Origin of the sequence: Leeia speluncae (assembly GCF_020564625.1) — a bacterium.
In the GTDB taxonomy this organism is placed as follows: domain Bacteria; phylum Pseudomonadota; class Gammaproteobacteria; order Burkholderiales; family Leeiaceae; genus Leeia; species Leeia speluncae.
Genome location: NZ_JAJBZT010000012.1, coordinates 1 through 14,948 on the forward strand (window position 1 = coordinate 1; position 14,948 = coordinate 14,948).

Here is a 14,948-nt window from a genome sequence, read left to right on the forward strand (position 1 = left end):
GTCAGCCCTGGAAAAAGTCCTCACTAGGTAACAGTGCCAGGAATGAGTCGCTACGCTCGGTGAGACGGTTGGGGAGAACGCTTTGGAAAAAGTGGAGTGGCTACCATCGACGAAGTTTGGTTGAAACGAAAATGCACTGCTTCAAATTACTGGCTGATCGGGTCAAGTCACGAGACTTTGACAGGCAGGTTACAGAGCTTCAAATCTGTGCAGCGATTTTAAATCGCTTTACTGCGTTGGGCACGCCACAGACGGTACGCATGGGATAAGTCCGTCTGGGGATAGGGGTAGTTCGGCTGTTAATTCATTTGTGCAACAAAGCCGTATTAATACGCCAACAGAAGGGTTAAAACAAATTTTAATCCCATTTCATATTTTTACCCCCGAAAATCTAAAATCAATCACTCACAATCACCATCCGCAAAAGAGTCTGGAACTAAATCCAGACTCTTTTATGAGGAACAAAATGAGCTAATTTGTACTAGCTATCAACCGAATATTGAAAGCTTGTACTTGAGCTTTGTTAAGCTCTCTCACTTTGTGGTTAGCCTATCTCTTGTAAGTGTGACAAAATACTGCGCGCCTAACCCCAGAATCTGGTCATTGAAATCATAGTTCGGGTTATGCAACGGGAAGGATTTATCCCCGTTACCAATAAAACCAAAGCAACCCGGCACCAGTGTCAGGAATTGTGCAAAGTCTTCTGATGCGGTAATCGGTGGCCGCTCCATAGCGACACCACCGGGCAAAAACACCTTTTCGGCAGCCGATACAGCCGCTCTGGTCATAACCGGGTCGTTAATCAGCGGAATAAACTCCCGCGTATAGTTCACCGTCACCTCACAGCCATAGGCTGCTGCCGTCCCTGCAGCGATTCGACGCATTTCCTGCTCGATCAGCGTACTCACTTCAGTGCGGAAACTCCTGGCATCCCCCAGTATCCTTGCCTGGCCAGGGAGCGCATTACGGATACCGTCCGAGAAAATCTCTGTCACGGATACCACCGCAATATCCGTCGGACTGCAACGCCGGGAAACAATGGTTTGCAGATTCAGCACCGCCGCACATGCAGCTACCATCACTTCACGCCCTTCATGCGGCCGGGATGCGTGGCCACCCATGCCGGAGAAAATAATTTCAAAATTATCCTCGGCAGACATGGCCGGGCCGACGCAGGTTTCAAAGTGCCCCACAGGAATACCCGGCCAGTTGTGCACGCCGTAAATTTCATCAATAGGGAAACGGGTCAGCAGTCCATCTGCAATCATTGCCTGCGCGCCCTTGCCCCACTCTTCTGCAGGCTGAAAAATAAGCCGTACCGTGCCATCAAAACCGCCGTCTTCTGCCAGCGTCTTGGCTGCACCCAGCAGCATAGTTGTATGGCCATCGTGACCGCAGGCATGCATATAGCCATCGCGGGTGGATTTGTGGACATGACACCCATTCTCATGGATACGCAGTGCATCCATATCGGCCCGCAAACCAATGGATCGGCTGCCAGACCCGCACCGTAGGGTCGCCACCACTCCAGTCCCACCCACGGACTCGACCACATCCTGAATCCCGAAAGATCTTAGCTTCTCTGCCACAAAAGCAGCAGTCAGTGTTTCCTCGAAGCCAAACTCTGGATGAGCGTGCAACTGCTGTCGCCAGGTTTGCATCTCTGCCTGAAGGGTTGATGGAATCAAAGTCATGATGTTTTCTCCTTAACGCGTGAAGGTTTGGGGCTGGGCTTGCTTTGACTGGCCGCTTTGCCACGCGGCCTGAGCTGCCAGGACATCTGCGGCAGTACGTTTCGCACATTCGGCATACACAGCCGGTGCGGTTGCCCCTTCAGAATTAATCACCAGCACTTGGGCGTCTGGCCCCAGTCCCAAACGCTCTCGCAGAGCCGGTTGTGCCAGCACTTGCATTACCCCTGCTACGCCCGCCGCACCAGATTCTCCCGCCACCACCGGGATATCTCCCGTATCGCTGCCACTGGCCAGCCACTGCATGGCCTGTACTGCATCCTCATCATAAATGGTGATGAAATGGTCAACACACGGCGCCAGAATTTGCCAGGCCAGCGGCGAGGTTTCACCGCACGCTAACCCCGCCATTACAGAATCTACTGACCCGGTGGCTCTGGCTGCCTTACCCGCGATGGCACTTTGCAACAGGCAATCTGCCTGCTCAGGCTCCACCACAATGAATATCGGACGCTGCGCCCCCAGAAACTCCCACAAATAGCTGGCAATACCTGCCGCCATGCCGCCTACCCCGCCTTGCAGCATCACATGGGTAAACGGAAACGGTTGGCCTGCCATTACCCCTTGCTGCGCGAGAATTTCTGCAGCGATTGTGCCGTACCCTTGCATGACATCCCGCGGGATATCCTCATACCCGTCATAAGACGTGTCGGACACCACCTCCCAGCCATGCTCTTTTGCCAAACGCGCAGCTTCCAGTACAGAATCATCGTAATTGCCGGTAATCCGGATGATGGTCGCCCCGTATGCGGCAATGGCATCTTCCCTTTCCTGGCTAACATTGGCGTGCAGCACAATCACGCAACCACAACCGACCGACTGCGCCGCCGCCGCCAATGCGCGGCCATGGTTGCCATCCGTCGCGCTGATCACAGTAAATGTGCGCATTACCTCCTGATACTTACCGGCAAACAGGGCGTCGGCCTGCCAAGCTTGGTCAGGGAAATGGAGCATGATCAATCGCACCAGAGCAATAGGAGCCCCCAGTGCCTTGAAACTGCCTAGCGCCGAACGTGCACCCTCGTCTTTTAACGATACGCCACCAATGCCCAAACGTTTGGCCAGCCCTGGTAACGGGTAAAGTGGCGTTTGCATGTGGATCAGCGGCCAGCTAGCTAGCCAGGTTTGGCTTTTTGTCGCTTCTGCTATCGACAAAATCTGTTGCAGATGTTCAGGATATGCCGTTCTAACAGCTTGTTGATTCGTGACTAGCATGATGGATGAACCTTTTCTCGTTTTCTGGGGATAATTCAGGGCTGGATAAGCGCATGCGCACCCACCCGCTGGGTAACAACGCTTAGCAAGACATTGGCACCGTTGATAAGATCCTGTGCATCGGTATGCTCCCGCGGGTTATGGCTGACTCCCCCCTTGCTTGGTACAAAAATCATGGCTGACGGTGCAAGCCGGGCCATCATCTGGGCATCGTGGCCAGCACCGGAGGTCATGCGCCGGTATGTGAACCCCAGCGCCTCCGTGGTTGCTTCTATCTGGTTAGCCAAACTGTCATCAAACTTCACAGGGTTAAAGCGAACCAGCTGTTCGGTTTCAACCACCACGCCCGCCGTCTGTGCGATCTCCTGTAAAAAGGCTTTTAGGGCATGCTCTGCCGCTTGTAGCCGCAGTTCATCCGGGTCGCGTAAATCCACCGTTAGAATGGCTTTACGAGGAATAACATTAATCAAGTTAGGCTCTAGCGTCAGGGAACCAATAGTGGCCAGTGTTCGCCCATCGCTCTCGGTCGCCAGCCTGTTCAGAAATACGTGAATACTGGCCGCAACCCAGCCAGCATCGTGACGCATGTACATGGGGGTGGTGCCTGCATGGTTGGCCTGACCGGAAATGGTGATTTTTTGCCAGGATATCCCCTGCAGGTTTTCCACCACGCCAATCTGTAATTGTTCTGCCTCCAGAATCGGGCCTTGCTCGATATGAAGTTCCAGGTACTCGGCTGGCTGAATCTGTCCAGGCTTCACTGCACCGTCATAACCTATTCGTGCCAACTCATCCCCTAGCCGGCTACCGTCCGTACCTTTGGTCGCCAGCGCATCCTCTACCGACAACCCGCCAGCATAGACCAGTGAGCCCATCATGTCCGGCTGGTAGCGGACGCCTTCCTCATTGGTAAATGCCACAACGGCAATCGGTCTTTCAGGCAAGCAGCCTGCATCGCGGTAAGCCTTGATAACGGCTAGCCCGGCCACCACACCATAACAGCCATCCAGCGCACCTGCGTGGCGTACTGTGTCTATATGAGAGCCCATCATTAATGGTTCATTAATACTGCCTGATGCTATAGGGAGTAGACCAATCACATTACCGATCTGGTCAATTCGAACCACCAACCCCAAAGCCTGCATCCATTGACACAGTAAGTCCCGACCAGCCTTATCTGCATTGGTCAGTGCAATACGGGTCCGCCCTCCTTCTGAAAGGTCATCACCAACCTGACCTAATTCAGCCAGTCGATTGAGTAAGTAGTCTGCATCCAGCACTACATCTGTCGTGATATTCATTGTGTACCTCTGTGACATGAAATTACAGATCCTTCAGCCTCTGCTGTGTTGCTGAAATAATATCGCGTGGTATGCTGTTATTTATTGCTTAATTTGATAGTCAAACGGTAAAAATTTCCGTTTTAGGTACCTTAATGGACAAGAGGCTTCAGATGGATGATTTTGATCGCAAACTGCTAGGCATCGTGCAGAAAGACGCTCTCGTTCCCCAGAACGAACTGGGCGAGGCTGTACATCTGTCTACCACCGCGGTAAATCGCCGGCTCAAGAAAATGAGCCAGGAAAAAATTATCGACAAAATTGCCGCAGTGGTGAACCCGGAGTCTCTGGGCTACAACCTGACCATCATTGTCGAAGTAGAAGCACAAAGCGAGCAGATCAACCTGCTGGACGCCATGAAAAAAAGCTTCCTGAAATGCCCTCAAGTGCAGCAATGCTACTACGTCACCGGCGAGTGTGACTTTGTACTGATTATGTTGGTCAGAAACATGGATGAGTACACCAACCTGACCCGTGCGCTATTTTTTGAGAACAATAACGTCAAGAAATTCAAAACGCTGGTGGCCATGAACCGCGTCAAGGTGACACTGGATGTCCCGGTAGATTAATACATGCCTAGATGCACGAAGACGACTCGTCAGAATACCCTGACCATGGGCGCTAACCCAAGATATATCAGCTTGGCAGGGCAATACCCAGTCTCCTGTGCAGCAAAGAAAGGTACTACTAGGCCATAAGACATCTACATTAATAGGCGTTTTGGTAGTTTGCTCTTGTCAAAAACTACATTGCTACAGCAATTGGACTGTAATTTAATCTTTGGGTGAGCCAATGCTTAAAGTTAATCAATTGCTCGCAAAATCTGTTCTTTTATCCACTTGTGCCCAAGATTTGTCGCATACTTAGCCGACGAGTGTATTTTTAAAATATTGTTGGGTGTTTTGAAAGGTGGGGTTAACAGTTTTACAGATGCCGCTGCTTGTAGCGTTGTAGCAACCCTCTTCGGAAGGGTTATAAGTAAATCAGTGCTTCCAACAATAAACGGAGCTGCCATTAAGCTTGGAAGTTGTACAGACACCTCTCGGCGATGTCCTAGTTTTTCTAAGGTACGATCAATGACGCCCTTGGGTTCATTCCATGGAGTCACAACAATATGACGGGCGTCGAGATATTGTTCGAGTGTTATGTCCGCATGTATCGTTGGATGATCTTTACGTACCACAACGACATATTCATCAACAAAACAATCGATGGTATCAATTCCACTAGCAATCGAGCCCAATTCATCATCCAAACCAAGGGCAAAATCTATTTCTCCGGTCTTCAATTCTGCCTGAGAATCCCTTCCATTTGAGTAAATAACTTTTGTACGTAATCCTGGCGCCACTTGCTGTAAATGAGCAATAAGCATCGGTAACAACGCAAATGCAGTGTAGTCAGTTGCCGCAAAAACGAATGATTTGGTACTAGTTAACGGATCAAAACCTGTTTTTGTAGAAAGGCACCCAGATAATGCAGATAAAGCTTCTGCTACAACTGGAGCAATTTGTTCAGCCCTTATAGTTGGCTGCATCCGATTGCCGTACCGCATAAACAAAGGGTCCGATAACGCATCACGCAATCGAGTCAGTGCATGACTAAAGGCAGAAGGGCTGATAGAAAGCTCATCGGCTGCCCCCACAACACTTTCATGTCGATATAGCGAATCGAAAACTAAAAGCAGATTCAGATCAATCCGGCCAAGGTCATGATGCATATCGTTCATTCAGGAGTGAAAAAAATGCAGCATATACATTTAACAACATGATTAAAATGATTTCTATCTAATCGGGTTTGCTTGGTTTGTGATTAGTCACATAGCTAAAACAAAACTTGTAGTAGCTCTAGATATGCAGGAGTCTAATTCCGATATCAAGGCCATGACCCCCTTCAAGGAGCATGATGAAATGACTCATCCAATGAAACAATTTGGCATTGGTACCAGACTTACCCAGATGGGAAGAAATCCAGATGATCAGTGTGGTTTCGTCAATGGGCCAATATATCGGGGCTCTACCGTCTTGTATAAATCGGTTGAAGATTTGGAAAACCGAAATGCACGCTTTCATTATGGAACACATGGCACCCCAACTATCGAAAATCTGGAATCTGCTTGGACTGAGCTGACAGGTGCTGCAGGTACCGTCCTTTCACCTTCTGGATTAGGTGCAGTAGCTCTGGCACTAATGACTACCTTAAAAAGTGGAGATCATTTATTAATGCCAGATAGTGTGTATCGGCCTACCAGGTCATTTTGTGCCAACTTCTTAGCTAAATTTGGCGTAGAAGTCTCTTATTACGATCCTATGTCAGCAGAAAGCATTCAGAAACTCTTCAAATCGAATACAACCACCCTATTCTTAGAATTGCCTGGTTCTCAGACCTTTGAAATTCAAGATATCCCTAAACTATCCAGCCATGCAAAACATTTCGGCATAAAAACTATTATTGATAATACATGGGCAACGCCGTTATTTTTCCAAGCCCATTCACATGGTTGCGATCTCTCTGTAGAAGCAGGAACTAAGTATCTGGGAGGGCATTCGGATTTACTACTGGGTCTTGTCAGTGCTAACCAGGAGACATGGCCAATGTTGAGGCAAATGTACGATAGTATCGCCATGTTGCCAGGTCCTGAAGATTGCTTTCTTGCGCTACGAGGATTGCGAACAATGCAGCTTCGCGTAAAGGAGTCAGAACAACGTGGGCTAGAGGTTGCGCACTGGCTTCAAGAGCAACCAGAAGTCATGACGGTTTTACATCCTGCATTCTCATCGTGCCCAGGCCATGAAATCTGGAAGCGCGACTTTAAAGGATCCACCGGTCTTTTCTCTATTATTCTAAAACCTCAATTTACAAAGCCGGCCCTAGCGGCCATGCTTGATCAGCTTTCATTATTTGGCATGGGATTTTCTTGGGGCGGTTTTGAAAGCCTTTTGATTCCTTTTGACTGTCAAAATTATAGAACAGCTACAACATGGAGCCCAGGAGGGCTTGCTTTAAGACTACAAATTGGTCTCGAAGACATGACGGATATCAAAAATGATCTTAGAGAAGGTTTTGATCGCCTAGTAAAAGTACAGAGCAATCTTGGATAACTAAATCCCACATATCCATCTGCTTAAGATGCGAATTTCAAATTAAAATTTGATCCTGTCCCAAATGGAAACTCATGCATAATTTACAAACAAATAACGATTATACAAAGGATATTGTCCTAATTGGTTTTATTGCACTAGCTATCACTATGGGAATCGGGCGGTTTGCCTTTACTCCACTTATGCCACTGATGCTCCGTGATGGCATCATTGACCAGACAATTGGTACGGAATGGGCCGCAAGTAACTATTTTGGCTACTTGATAGGTGCATTAACTGCTTCAACTTTTAGGCAGAACCCGCCAAAGGGTCTTAAAATTGGGCTTTCAGGTGTCGCATTCACGACCTTATTGCTAGCATGGAGCCACATCTTACCTATGTGGTTTGGCGCCTTATTAAGGGGTAGTGCCGGCATATTTAGTGCATGGGTAATGGTATGTGTCAGTGCTTGGTGCTTGCCTGTATTAGCTGCAAGAAGGTTGGCGACTTTGGGCGGCTGGATATATATGGGAGTTGGAGTAGGAATTTCATCAGTAGGCGTAATAACTTGGCTAGGAGGAAACCAGTCCGCAAATACACTTTGGCTAGAACTTGGTACTATAGCTACTGCTGGAGTTGTGTACATCATTTACTCAATTGGACGACCAGTTTTACAAAATTCAATCCTGAGACCCACATTTACTGGTAATCATGCACAAGAGACGGCCACAAATGTAGCCACCACTAGTCGTGGGTTGATTATTAGCTATGCAATCTCTGGGTTCGGCTACATCATACCGGCCACGTTTCTTCCTGTAATGGCTAAAAATCTGATATCCGACCCACTTATTTTTGGTATGGTCTGGCCCATTTTTGGAGCCGCCGCCGCCCTATCTGTTGCTTTTGTAGTTGCCGGGGTAAAACAATTGCCAAAAATGAGAATTTGGGCTGTAGCTCAAGCTCTTATGGCAATCGGAACTTTGTTGCCATTGCTGCATACTTCTCTAGGCGTGTTAGCCGTTTCGGCATTTTTAGTTGGTGGGACATTTATGGTAGCAACAACTATTGGCTTGCAAATAGGCCGTGAAATGATGCCAAAAAATCCAACATCATTACTTGCAAAAATGACCGCAGGGTTTGCTGCAGGCCAGATTACAGGCCCCGTATTTGTTCGAATGATCAGCAACTATCAGATTGCGGGGCAAAATGGAATAAGTATCGCAAGTCTCTTGGCAACAGTAGCACTTATCATTACTGCAATTTGGTTATGGCAAAATGATAAGACATCAGGGATTTAGAGGTTCTGGCCATTTGAGCAAATGGTCAACTAAGGTAGCCTGACAATAATAGACACGCTAACTCTTCTTAGTAGCTAATGATACACATGCTGCTTTACTTCTGAAATTGAGTGACTCACCGGCTACAAAGTCTGATCCGTCAAGTCTCGCCTGCCTTTTTAAAAAAATCTACTAGCCCTAGAAGAGGTTTATCGATCTTCACAGGCGGGATTCCAGCACGGCGTATGGGTGTTTCCCAATACTTAGCGTCTTCTGCATCAGACTGGATCCCAAGGGCTGCAGCAATTGCCATATTGCAAAAATCCTCAACACGAATCCCCTGTTTTTCACAGTACATCGTGAGTGTTAGTTTACTGGCTCCTAGATTAGAGTCCTCTTCCGGTAACGTTAGGGATAATTGGTTATCCATCCTCATCCTCCAAATATTGGATTTTCACTCTGTCTGTCTGCTATTTTGTTTTGTTAAGCCCTTTGGGATGGTATTTTTCAGGATGAAGTAGGCCGTCAACCAGCCCTCTGTATGCACCTACAAGGGGGGCGAAATAATCATAAGGGGTTTCTACGGCTGCTTGCTTAAACGCTGGCCAGATAATAGTACGGAATGTAAGGATGAATGATTTCACTGGCTACCTTTCTCAAAAATGAATCGACTCGAAAATCGTCTCATAAAAGACTCAAATAGCAAGAGCGGTTTGGGCAGTTTTTTGTGTGAAAAATCAGCCGCGGATGCCGATAGATACTCCTGAGTGGATGGATGTTTGTAAGGACTATTAATGTCTATGGAAGCTAGGGGGACTCACTTTCCCCACATCTCACCAATCAATATCGCGCCACTCTTTATGATTTAATGTGGCGCGATTTACCAAATCGCGCCATAATCGCGCCATGCATATTATAAATGGCGCCATATCAAGATGTCAGATAGCTCCGCATTACTGAACAGCATCAGAGCCTCCGAGAATGGACTAACTTTGTCCGGTCTATTGGAAGCTCATCCCGGAGTAGCAAGACGAACAGCCCAACGATGGCTTGCAAATCTGGTTGAAAGCGGCAGTGTAAAAGCCCAAGGAGAGGGACGCGCCCGGCGGTATTTTGGGGTCATATCCCAATCTAGTGATTTTATATCGCATGCGGATTTGGATGGATTCCCAACATTTATTCCGCTGTCTGCTGATAGCCTAGACATCTTGGCCTACATCGATCAGCCTACGGAAGCGCGAAATCCGGTGGGGTATCAACTCGATTTTCTTGATGCCTATCGTCCCAATGTAACCTGGTATTTGTCAGCTCCGCTGCGCCGCCAATTACACAAAATGGGCAGTACGACGGATATCGGTGAACCTGCCGGTACATACAGTCGTGCGATTTTGAACCGACTGCTGATTGATCTGTCTTGGGCATCCAGTCATCTGGAGGGGAACACTTACTCTCGGCTCGACACACGAGAACTCATTGAGCAGGGTAAAGCTGCTAGTGGCAAGGCGGCCATTGAAACACAGATGATTTTGAATCATAAGACGGCAATTGAATTGTTGGTCGAGAACATCAACAGTGCCGAGTTTAACCGCTATACGCTGATGAACTTACATAGTGCCTTGGCAGAAAACTTACTGCCGAATCCATCAGATGAGGGGCGAATTCGGCTACATCCTGTAGATATCGGCAAAAGTGCTTATCGACCACTTTCTACGCCACAGCAGATCAATGAGATGCTGGATATGCTACTAAATAAAGTTAATCAGATTGAAGATCCGTTTGAACAGTCTTTCTTCACGATGGTGCATCTACCTTACTTACAGCCCTTTGCCGACATCAACAAACGAACCTCTCGATTGGCCGCCAATCTACCGCTATTCCATGCGAATCTGTGCCCGCTGACATTTCTGGATGTGCCAGAGCAGGCATATAGCAGAGCTACTCTCGGTGTTTATGAGATGACGCGTGTGGAGTTGCTTCGCGACCTTTACGTTTGGGCGTATGAGCGCTCGACACAGGAGTATTTAGCCATCAAGCAAAACTTAGCTGAGCCTGACCCACTTCGGCTGGAATGGCGTGACTTTATCAAGCAGGCGATTCGAGAAATTATTACACGCCCTGAATTAGATCCACTTTCGTGCATTCAGCAAAAAGTTGCCGCCAGTATTCCTGAGCCCCAACAGGAAGCCCTACAGGCATTAGTTGTTGAAGAGCTACGAAGGCTACACGAGGGGGTATTGGCTCGCTATGGTTTACGTCCCTCAGAATATTCTACTTGGAAGACTATCCACATCCATTGACGATTACACTTCCCAGCTGCCAAACCACCTACTCTTGATGCAATAGAAATAGCATTACCGTCTTTATAAATTAAGGAAGTAGCATACTCGGATGGCACTGCAAACCTTTCGCAATAAGGTAGAGCATCTCAAGGGTTATCCTTGCTTGTCCACGCTCAATCTTACCCATGTAGCTTCGATCAACATTACATATCATTGCCAGACCCTCTTGGGTAACACCTTTATCTTTCCTAATTGAACGTACCTTTTCTCCAAAAAGCAGAGCAAGATTTTCCATCTTTTATCATCCATAAAGAAAATTGAAACATCCCTTTATGAGGTCTTAGTGTCCACGGTCTAACTTGCCCATTATTAAAATGAGGTCTAGAATGCCCATTTTTCTTCCTTGCTTGCCTTCCTTTCATGTCAGAAAAACCTTTGAAAATCTCTCACCCCCTATACATTTTGCTTGTTGAAAAGCAGCTTGATGACTTTTCAATTAAGGACTTAGTTAGATTGATTGAAGAACAGTTTGGGGCAAATTTTTTCGGTGAGCTCAGCTATACCCAGATTTACAACTTGCTATACAACAACATTTATCGTCTGCTGAAAAAGCAGCTGCTCACCAGTTACCACGAAGAATCAAAGGGTACGCGCTTCAAGAAAACCCTCGTCTTTTCTCAAACGAAATTTAGTTATGATCAATTATCTACCTCAAGTGATAAGGATAGAGAGATAAGCCAGAGACCCCTAACACAGGAAAAATTAATTGCAGAGCTCAAGACATCTCTCGGAATGAAGGAGAAGGATCTTCAGACAACGCTGAGTGAAGTAGAAGAGTACAAGCTCATGTTCGCAAAATACCCGGGGCTCAAGGAAGCAATCGCTGTGAATTATGAAAATGCTGTCGAGGAAATATCACGCCTTTACGGAAAAATTAAGGCGATAGAGACCGTGCTCAATCAGATGAAATATGGTGGCAGCGGATGTTGCTAAGAAAGTGGCAATCTACCTGTATTGCCAAGGCGCTGAAACATTATCAATTCAGTCGTCACTTTCTTTGCTTGGCAACACCCGGAGCGGGCAAAACAACAATGGCGGCAGAACTAGCGTTTGAGTTGTACCGCAACCAACAGATTGACTTCGTTCTCTCCTTTTCTCCCTCTCTCAATGTTTCCAGCAATATAGCGCAAGTGTTGGAGCGAAGATTCGGCCGTTCCTTTAATGGACAAATTGGTTCTCTTGGTGCCTGTAAAACCTATCATGCCTTACTTCGGCTTGATGAACAGTTCTATGAAATTCTTACCAATTATCGCGTATTGGTGATTTTCGATGAAATTCATCACTGTGCAGGAGATAGTGAAGAAACGGCCAATGCATGGGGACGGAAGATACTAAATCACCTCAGTGAATATGCAACGTTCACACTTGCGCTGACTGGCACTCCTTGGCGGTCAAATCAGCAGCCAATCACGCTCGCGCAGTATTGCGAACTGACAGGAAAAGTGATCTGTGATTTTGAGTATGGGCTAGCGAAGGCCGTACAGGACAAGGTTTGCAGAATCCCAAATATAGTGCTGATAGACAACGAAATGGTGTCATTTCAAAAACAAGGAAAATCTAAAGTAATTTTGGATTCATTATCTGTTCTTCTAGGAAAAGAGCGGAGCTTATACCGAGGACTACTCCATCATGAAGAAGCGATGCAGTTCATGCTTGGCAGCGCCATTAATCGCCTTCGGAATTTAAGGCTAACAGAACCATCAGCAGGTGGATTAATCGTCGCCTCCTCTGTACGGCATGCGAGACGAATTGCTGATGTACTTATTAGTGTATATGGCACTGTCCCTGAACTAGTTACATATGAAGAAAATGATGCGCAGGCAAAAATATCAAGGTTTCGCCACAGCACACAGGAATGGATTGTAAGTGTCGGGATGATTAGTGAGGGTACAGATATTCCCCGTCTTCAAGTTTGCTGTCACTTTAGCACTGTTAAAACAGAGCTTTATTACCGGCAAGTACTAGGGAGAGTCCTTCGACAGACCTCAAAACAATCCCAAACGGCGTGGCTATATACGTTTGCCGAGCCCCAACTAGTGAAATATGCCCACCAAATACAAGAAGATCTCCCACAGGGATATGAAATAGTAAGCTATGAGAATAAATCACCGCTTAAGAATGAAAATGGTTCCGAACAAGTACCAGACAATCGAATACCTTGGCGTTCTTCACTAACACGCCAAACTAGGATGCCATTCAGACATGTGCTATCCAGCGATTGGCAGACGATAGAGCAACGAGAAAGTAGACATCTAGTCAATGTAACAGGGAAATTTCATGAGAAAGTCTTGATCGCTTTTGAATCTCCATTTTGATCATCATAAGCCCCCCACGATACTATCAAAATCTAACAGCACCTTTAGAAGGCATAAAGTGGAATAAGCTTGTTCAAAGAGTTAACATCTGAAGAATAGATATTTGGTAGCTTTATATGATCATCTTTCTAGACACTGAATTTACATCATTGAACCAGCCGGAGCTGATCAGCATAGGCATGATCAGTGATGATGGAAAACACCAGCTTTATCTTGAGGTTAGGGATATCGTCAAAGATAACTGCAGCGAGTTTGTGACAACGGTTGTTATTCCATTGTTGGGTCATGGGAAAAAAGTGCTTAAGGCCGATCTTGAAGCGGAGCTATCCGCATGGTTTGAGTCCTTACCAGAAAACATCACCATTGCTTGCGATAGTGATTTCGACAAAGATCTCCTCACAAAAATCTTTAACGGTAAGTTACCAAGCAAAGTTACCCATTGGATTGATCTTTACACAATGAAGGCACACCCTGATTATCAAAGAACCGTTCTAAAGTATCACGCGATGGCTGGACGTGAGCATCATGCACTACATGATGCAATCGCACACAGACGTGGCTGGTTGGCATGTCATGATGGTAAAGTCCTGCCAAAGGAACGTACATGATTATTCAAGTTTCTGCCGCTGGTTTACTTTTATGCCGCTTCAGCTAATAAATAAGTTTGGCTGACCAAGATAAATCAGTAAAAGCAGGAAATACACCAATGATTCTATTTCACGACTTTGAAGAGGTATTACATCCAGATAAGGTTTATCAGGTTCGCGGCAGGCCTGTGCTACCCGATATTACTTTAAGAAAGAAACATCGCGGCCACAGGGCATAGTACGTTTTGGAGAAATTGTAATGGTTGGCCTATTCCGAAGGGTGAAACGTGGTGGGATAAAGCGACTCGCTATGGACAAATCAAACGTTATGTTGACCACGAAAATGTCAATTATTAGATCGCCATTGATGATCAACCAATAGGATGGTCAGAAGATCACCTCACGAGTCGAATCAAGGTAGATGGGCAACGAGGCGTGTCAGATCAGAGACTAATTTCACCTAATATAGTTCATCCAGTACTTGAAAGAATTTGGCCTTCATTTCCTGATGCTTTTGGGCAAGTTCGTTATCCGCTAAAATTCTTTCTGCTTTCTCCATAGCCGCTTGAATAGCAAATTGACTCACCGTCGTTCCGGAAATGATTGCTGCTAACTCAATTTTTTCCATGGTCGAACGTGAACCTCTGGCGGAGAGGCGAAAACTGCGCTCCACACCACAATTTTTCAATGCGTTGGCTTCCATTTTGAGCACCCTTAAAAGCGATCTTAATAATACTGAAAAGCAATAGGAAAATATTTAGTAGCGATTCTAGCAGTGTAATTAACTACTATACTCTTCTTAAGCAAGTAATGAGCGCAATGTAAGTCATCCGTAAAAATGAGTGAACATCGGTTACTACACTCACAGATTATCAACCTTAGGGTCTAACCGCTCTATCGTCAAATAAATTCATCTTGATGATTACCTTTCACTCGACGCAAGAGAATAGGTCCGAAGTCCTTATCAACGTCGAGCCTTTCTTACAGTCCTGCAAAGCAATTACGTCAGGCGACATATAAGCTTGCTTTAAAATTTTGAGAAGATTC

Annotated in this window: 15 protein-coding genes; 8 read left to right on the forward strand and 7 right to left on the reverse strand. The window is 46.4% G+C overall.

The window, feature by feature from the left end:
* On the forward strand, positions 1 to 269 hold a 269-nt coding region (locus tag LIN78_RS16085; RefSeq protein ID WP_373307778.1), incomplete at its 5' end, for a transposase.
* 264 nt (positions 270 to 533) lie between these two features.
* On the opposite strand, the gene LIN78_RS16090 is transcribed toward LIN78_RS16085, so the two are convergent.
* The 3 genes from LIN78_RS16090 to LIN78_RS16100 are packed head-to-tail and all read right to left on the reverse strand — an operon-like array spanning position 534 to position 4,267.
* The gene (locus LIN78_RS16090) at positions 534 to 1,694 is read right to left on the reverse strand and encodes a M20 aminoacylase family protein (protein ID WP_227181900.1); all 1,161 of its coding nucleotides are present in this window, start codon (positions 1,692 to 1,694) and stop codon (positions 534 to 536) included.
* A gap of 12 nt (positions 1,695 to 1,706) precedes the next feature.
* Positions 1,707 to 2,966, reverse strand: coding sequence for a diaminopropionate ammonia-lyase (locus tag LIN78_RS16095; protein WP_227181901.1), 1,260 nt, complete (start codon positions 2,964 to 2,966; stop codon positions 1,707 to 1,709).
* Positions 2,967 to 3,001: 35 nt separating this feature from the next.
* Positions 3,002 to 4,267 (reverse strand): Zn-dependent hydrolase, encoded by a 1,266-nt coding sequence (locus LIN78_RS16100; RefSeq protein ID WP_227181902.1) that lies wholly within the window; start codon positions 4,265 to 4,267, stop codon positions 3,002 to 3,004.
* 152 nt (positions 4,268 to 4,419) lie between these two features.
* On the opposite strand from LIN78_RS16100, the gene LIN78_RS16105 reads away from it, so the two are divergent.
* Complete coding sequence (locus tag LIN78_RS16105) at positions 4,420 to 4,875, forward strand: Lrp/AsnC family transcriptional regulator (protein ID WP_227181903.1); 456 nt, start codon at positions 4,420 to 4,422, stop codon at positions 4,873 to 4,875.
* 233 nt (positions 4,876 to 5,108) lie between these two features.
* On the opposite strand, the gene LIN78_RS16110 is transcribed toward LIN78_RS16105, so the two are convergent.
* Complete coding sequence (locus LIN78_RS16110) at positions 5,109 to 6,032, reverse strand: LysR family transcriptional regulator (protein WP_227181904.1); 924 nt, start codon at positions 6,030 to 6,032, stop codon at positions 5,109 to 5,111.
* 124 nt (positions 6,033 to 6,156) lie between these two features.
* Here LIN78_RS16110 and metC point away from each other — a divergent pair, with 124 nt between their 5' ends.
* Together metC and LIN78_RS16120 are read left to right on the forward strand one after the other, a co-directional pair.
* Positions 6,157 to 7,404, forward strand: coding sequence for a cystathionine beta-lyase (metC, locus tag LIN78_RS16115; RefSeq protein WP_227181905.1), 1,248 nt, complete (start codon positions 6,157 to 6,159; stop codon positions 7,402 to 7,404).
* Positions 7,405 to 7,478: 74 nt separating this feature from the next.
* Positions 7,479 to 8,681 carry a YbfB/YjiJ family MFS transporter gene (locus LIN78_RS16120; RefSeq protein WP_227181906.1) on the forward strand — a complete coding sequence of 401 codons (1,203 nt, stop codon included), beginning with the start codon at positions 7,479 to 7,481 and terminating at the stop codon, positions 8,679 to 8,681.
* A 139-nt stretch (positions 8,682 to 8,820) separates the two neighbouring features.
* On the opposite strand, the gene LIN78_RS16125 is transcribed toward LIN78_RS16120, so the two are convergent.
* A complete protein-coding gene (locus tag LIN78_RS16125; RefSeq protein ID WP_227181907.1) occupies positions 8,821 to 9,090 on the reverse strand; it encodes a hypothetical protein in 270 nt (89 codons plus the stop codon).
* A gap of 562 nt (positions 9,091 to 9,652) precedes the next feature.
* Here LIN78_RS16125 and LIN78_RS16130 point away from each other — a divergent pair.
* The gene (locus LIN78_RS16130; RefSeq protein WP_227181908.1) at positions 9,653 to 10,957 is read left to right on the forward strand and encodes a Fic family protein; all 1,305 of its coding nucleotides are present in this window, start codon (positions 9,653 to 9,655) and stop codon (positions 10,955 to 10,957) included.
* Positions 10,958 to 11,027: 70 nt separating this feature from the next.
* Here the strand turns inward: LIN78_RS16130 and LIN78_RS16135 are convergent, their stop codons facing one another.
* Positions 11,028 to 11,234: a helix-turn-helix domain-containing protein gene (locus tag LIN78_RS16135; protein WP_227181909.1), complete on the reverse strand. Its 207-nt coding sequence runs from the start codon at positions 11,232 to 11,234 to the stop codon at positions 11,028 to 11,030.
* Between the two features lie 125 nt (positions 11,235 to 11,359).
* On the opposite strand from LIN78_RS16135, the gene LIN78_RS16140 reads away from it, so the two are divergent.
* The 3 genes from LIN78_RS16140 (at position 11,360) to LIN78_RS16150 (ending at position 13,922) form a co-directional block, all read left to right on the forward strand.
* Positions 11,360 to 11,932 (forward strand): VspR family transcription factor, encoded by a 573-nt coding sequence (locus LIN78_RS16140; RefSeq protein ID WP_227181910.1) that lies wholly within the window; start codon positions 11,360 to 11,362, stop codon positions 11,930 to 11,932.
* Positions 11,923 to 13,314, forward strand: a complete 1,392-nt coding sequence (locus tag LIN78_RS16145; protein ID WP_227181911.1) for a DEAD/DEAH box helicase — start codon at positions 11,923 to 11,925, stop codon at positions 13,312 to 13,314. Before LIN78_RS16140 ends, LIN78_RS16145 begins: the two co-directional genes overlap by 10 nt.
* Positions 13,315 to 13,430: 116 nt before the next feature.
* On the forward strand, positions 13,431 to 13,922 hold the full coding sequence (locus LIN78_RS16150) for a 3'-5' exoribonuclease (protein ID WP_227181912.1): 492 nt from the start codon (positions 13,431 to 13,433) through the stop codon (positions 13,920 to 13,922).
* Positions 13,923 to 14,361: 439 nt separating this feature from the next.
* On the opposite strand, the gene LIN78_RS16155 is transcribed toward LIN78_RS16150, so the two are convergent.
* Positions 14,362 to 14,604, reverse strand: coding sequence for a type II toxin-antitoxin system TacA family antitoxin (locus LIN78_RS16155; RefSeq protein WP_227181913.1), 243 nt, complete (start codon positions 14,602 to 14,604; stop codon positions 14,362 to 14,364).
* Positions 14,605 to 14,948 lie beyond the last annotated feature (344 nt).

What these genes read in the sequence shown, in the direction of transcription:
- LIN78_RS16125 (WP_227181907.1), bottom strand. Translation starts at nt 9,090, where the DNA reads ATGGATAACCAATTATCCCTAACGTTACCGGAAGAGGACTCTAATCTA.
- LIN78_RS16140 (WP_227181910.1), top strand. Translation starts at nt 11,360, where the DNA reads ATGTCAGAAAAACCTTTGAAAATCTCTCACCCCCTATACATTTTGCTT.
- metC (WP_227181905.1), top strand. Translation starts at nt 6,157, where the DNA reads ATGCAGGAGTCTAATTCCGATATCAAGGCCATGACCCCCTTCAAGGAG.
- LIN78_RS16120 (WP_227181906.1), top strand. Translation starts at nt 7,479, where the DNA reads ATGCATAATTTACAAACAAATAACGATTATACAAAGGATATTGTCCTA.
- LIN78_RS16100 (WP_227181902.1), bottom strand. Translation starts at nt 4,267, where the DNA reads ATGAATATCACGACAGATGTAGTGCTGGATGCAGACTACTTACTCAAT.
- LIN78_RS16155 (WP_227181913.1), bottom strand. Translation starts at nt 14,604, where the DNA reads ATGGAAGCCAACGCATTGAAAAATTGTGGTGTGGAGCGCAGTTTTCGC.
- LIN78_RS16110 (WP_227181904.1), bottom strand. Translation starts at nt 6,032, where the DNA reads ATGAACGATATGCATCATGACCTTGGCCGGATTGATCTGAATCTGCTT.
- LIN78_RS16150 (WP_227181912.1), top strand. Translation starts at nt 13,431, where the DNA reads ATGATCATCTTTCTAGACACTGAATTTACATCATTGAACCAGCCGGAG.
- LIN78_RS16135 (WP_227181909.1), bottom strand. Translation starts at nt 11,234, where the DNA reads ATGGAAAATCTTGCTCTGCTTTTTGGAGAAAAGGTACGTTCAATTAGG.
- LIN78_RS16095 (WP_227181901.1), bottom strand. Translation starts at nt 2,966, where the DNA reads ATGCTAGTCACGAATCAACAAGCTGTTAGAACGGCATATCCTGAACAT.
- LIN78_RS16105 (WP_227181903.1), top strand. Translation starts at nt 4,420, where the DNA reads ATGGATGATTTTGATCGCAAACTGCTAGGCATCGTGCAGAAAGACGCT.
- LIN78_RS16145 (WP_227181911.1), top strand. Translation starts at nt 11,923, where the DNA reads ATGTTGCTAAGAAAGTGGCAATCTACCTGTATTGCCAAGGCGCTGAAA.
- LIN78_RS16090 (WP_227181900.1), bottom strand. Translation starts at nt 1,694, where the DNA reads ATGACTTTGATTCCATCAACCCTTCAGGCAGAGATGCAAACCTGGCGA.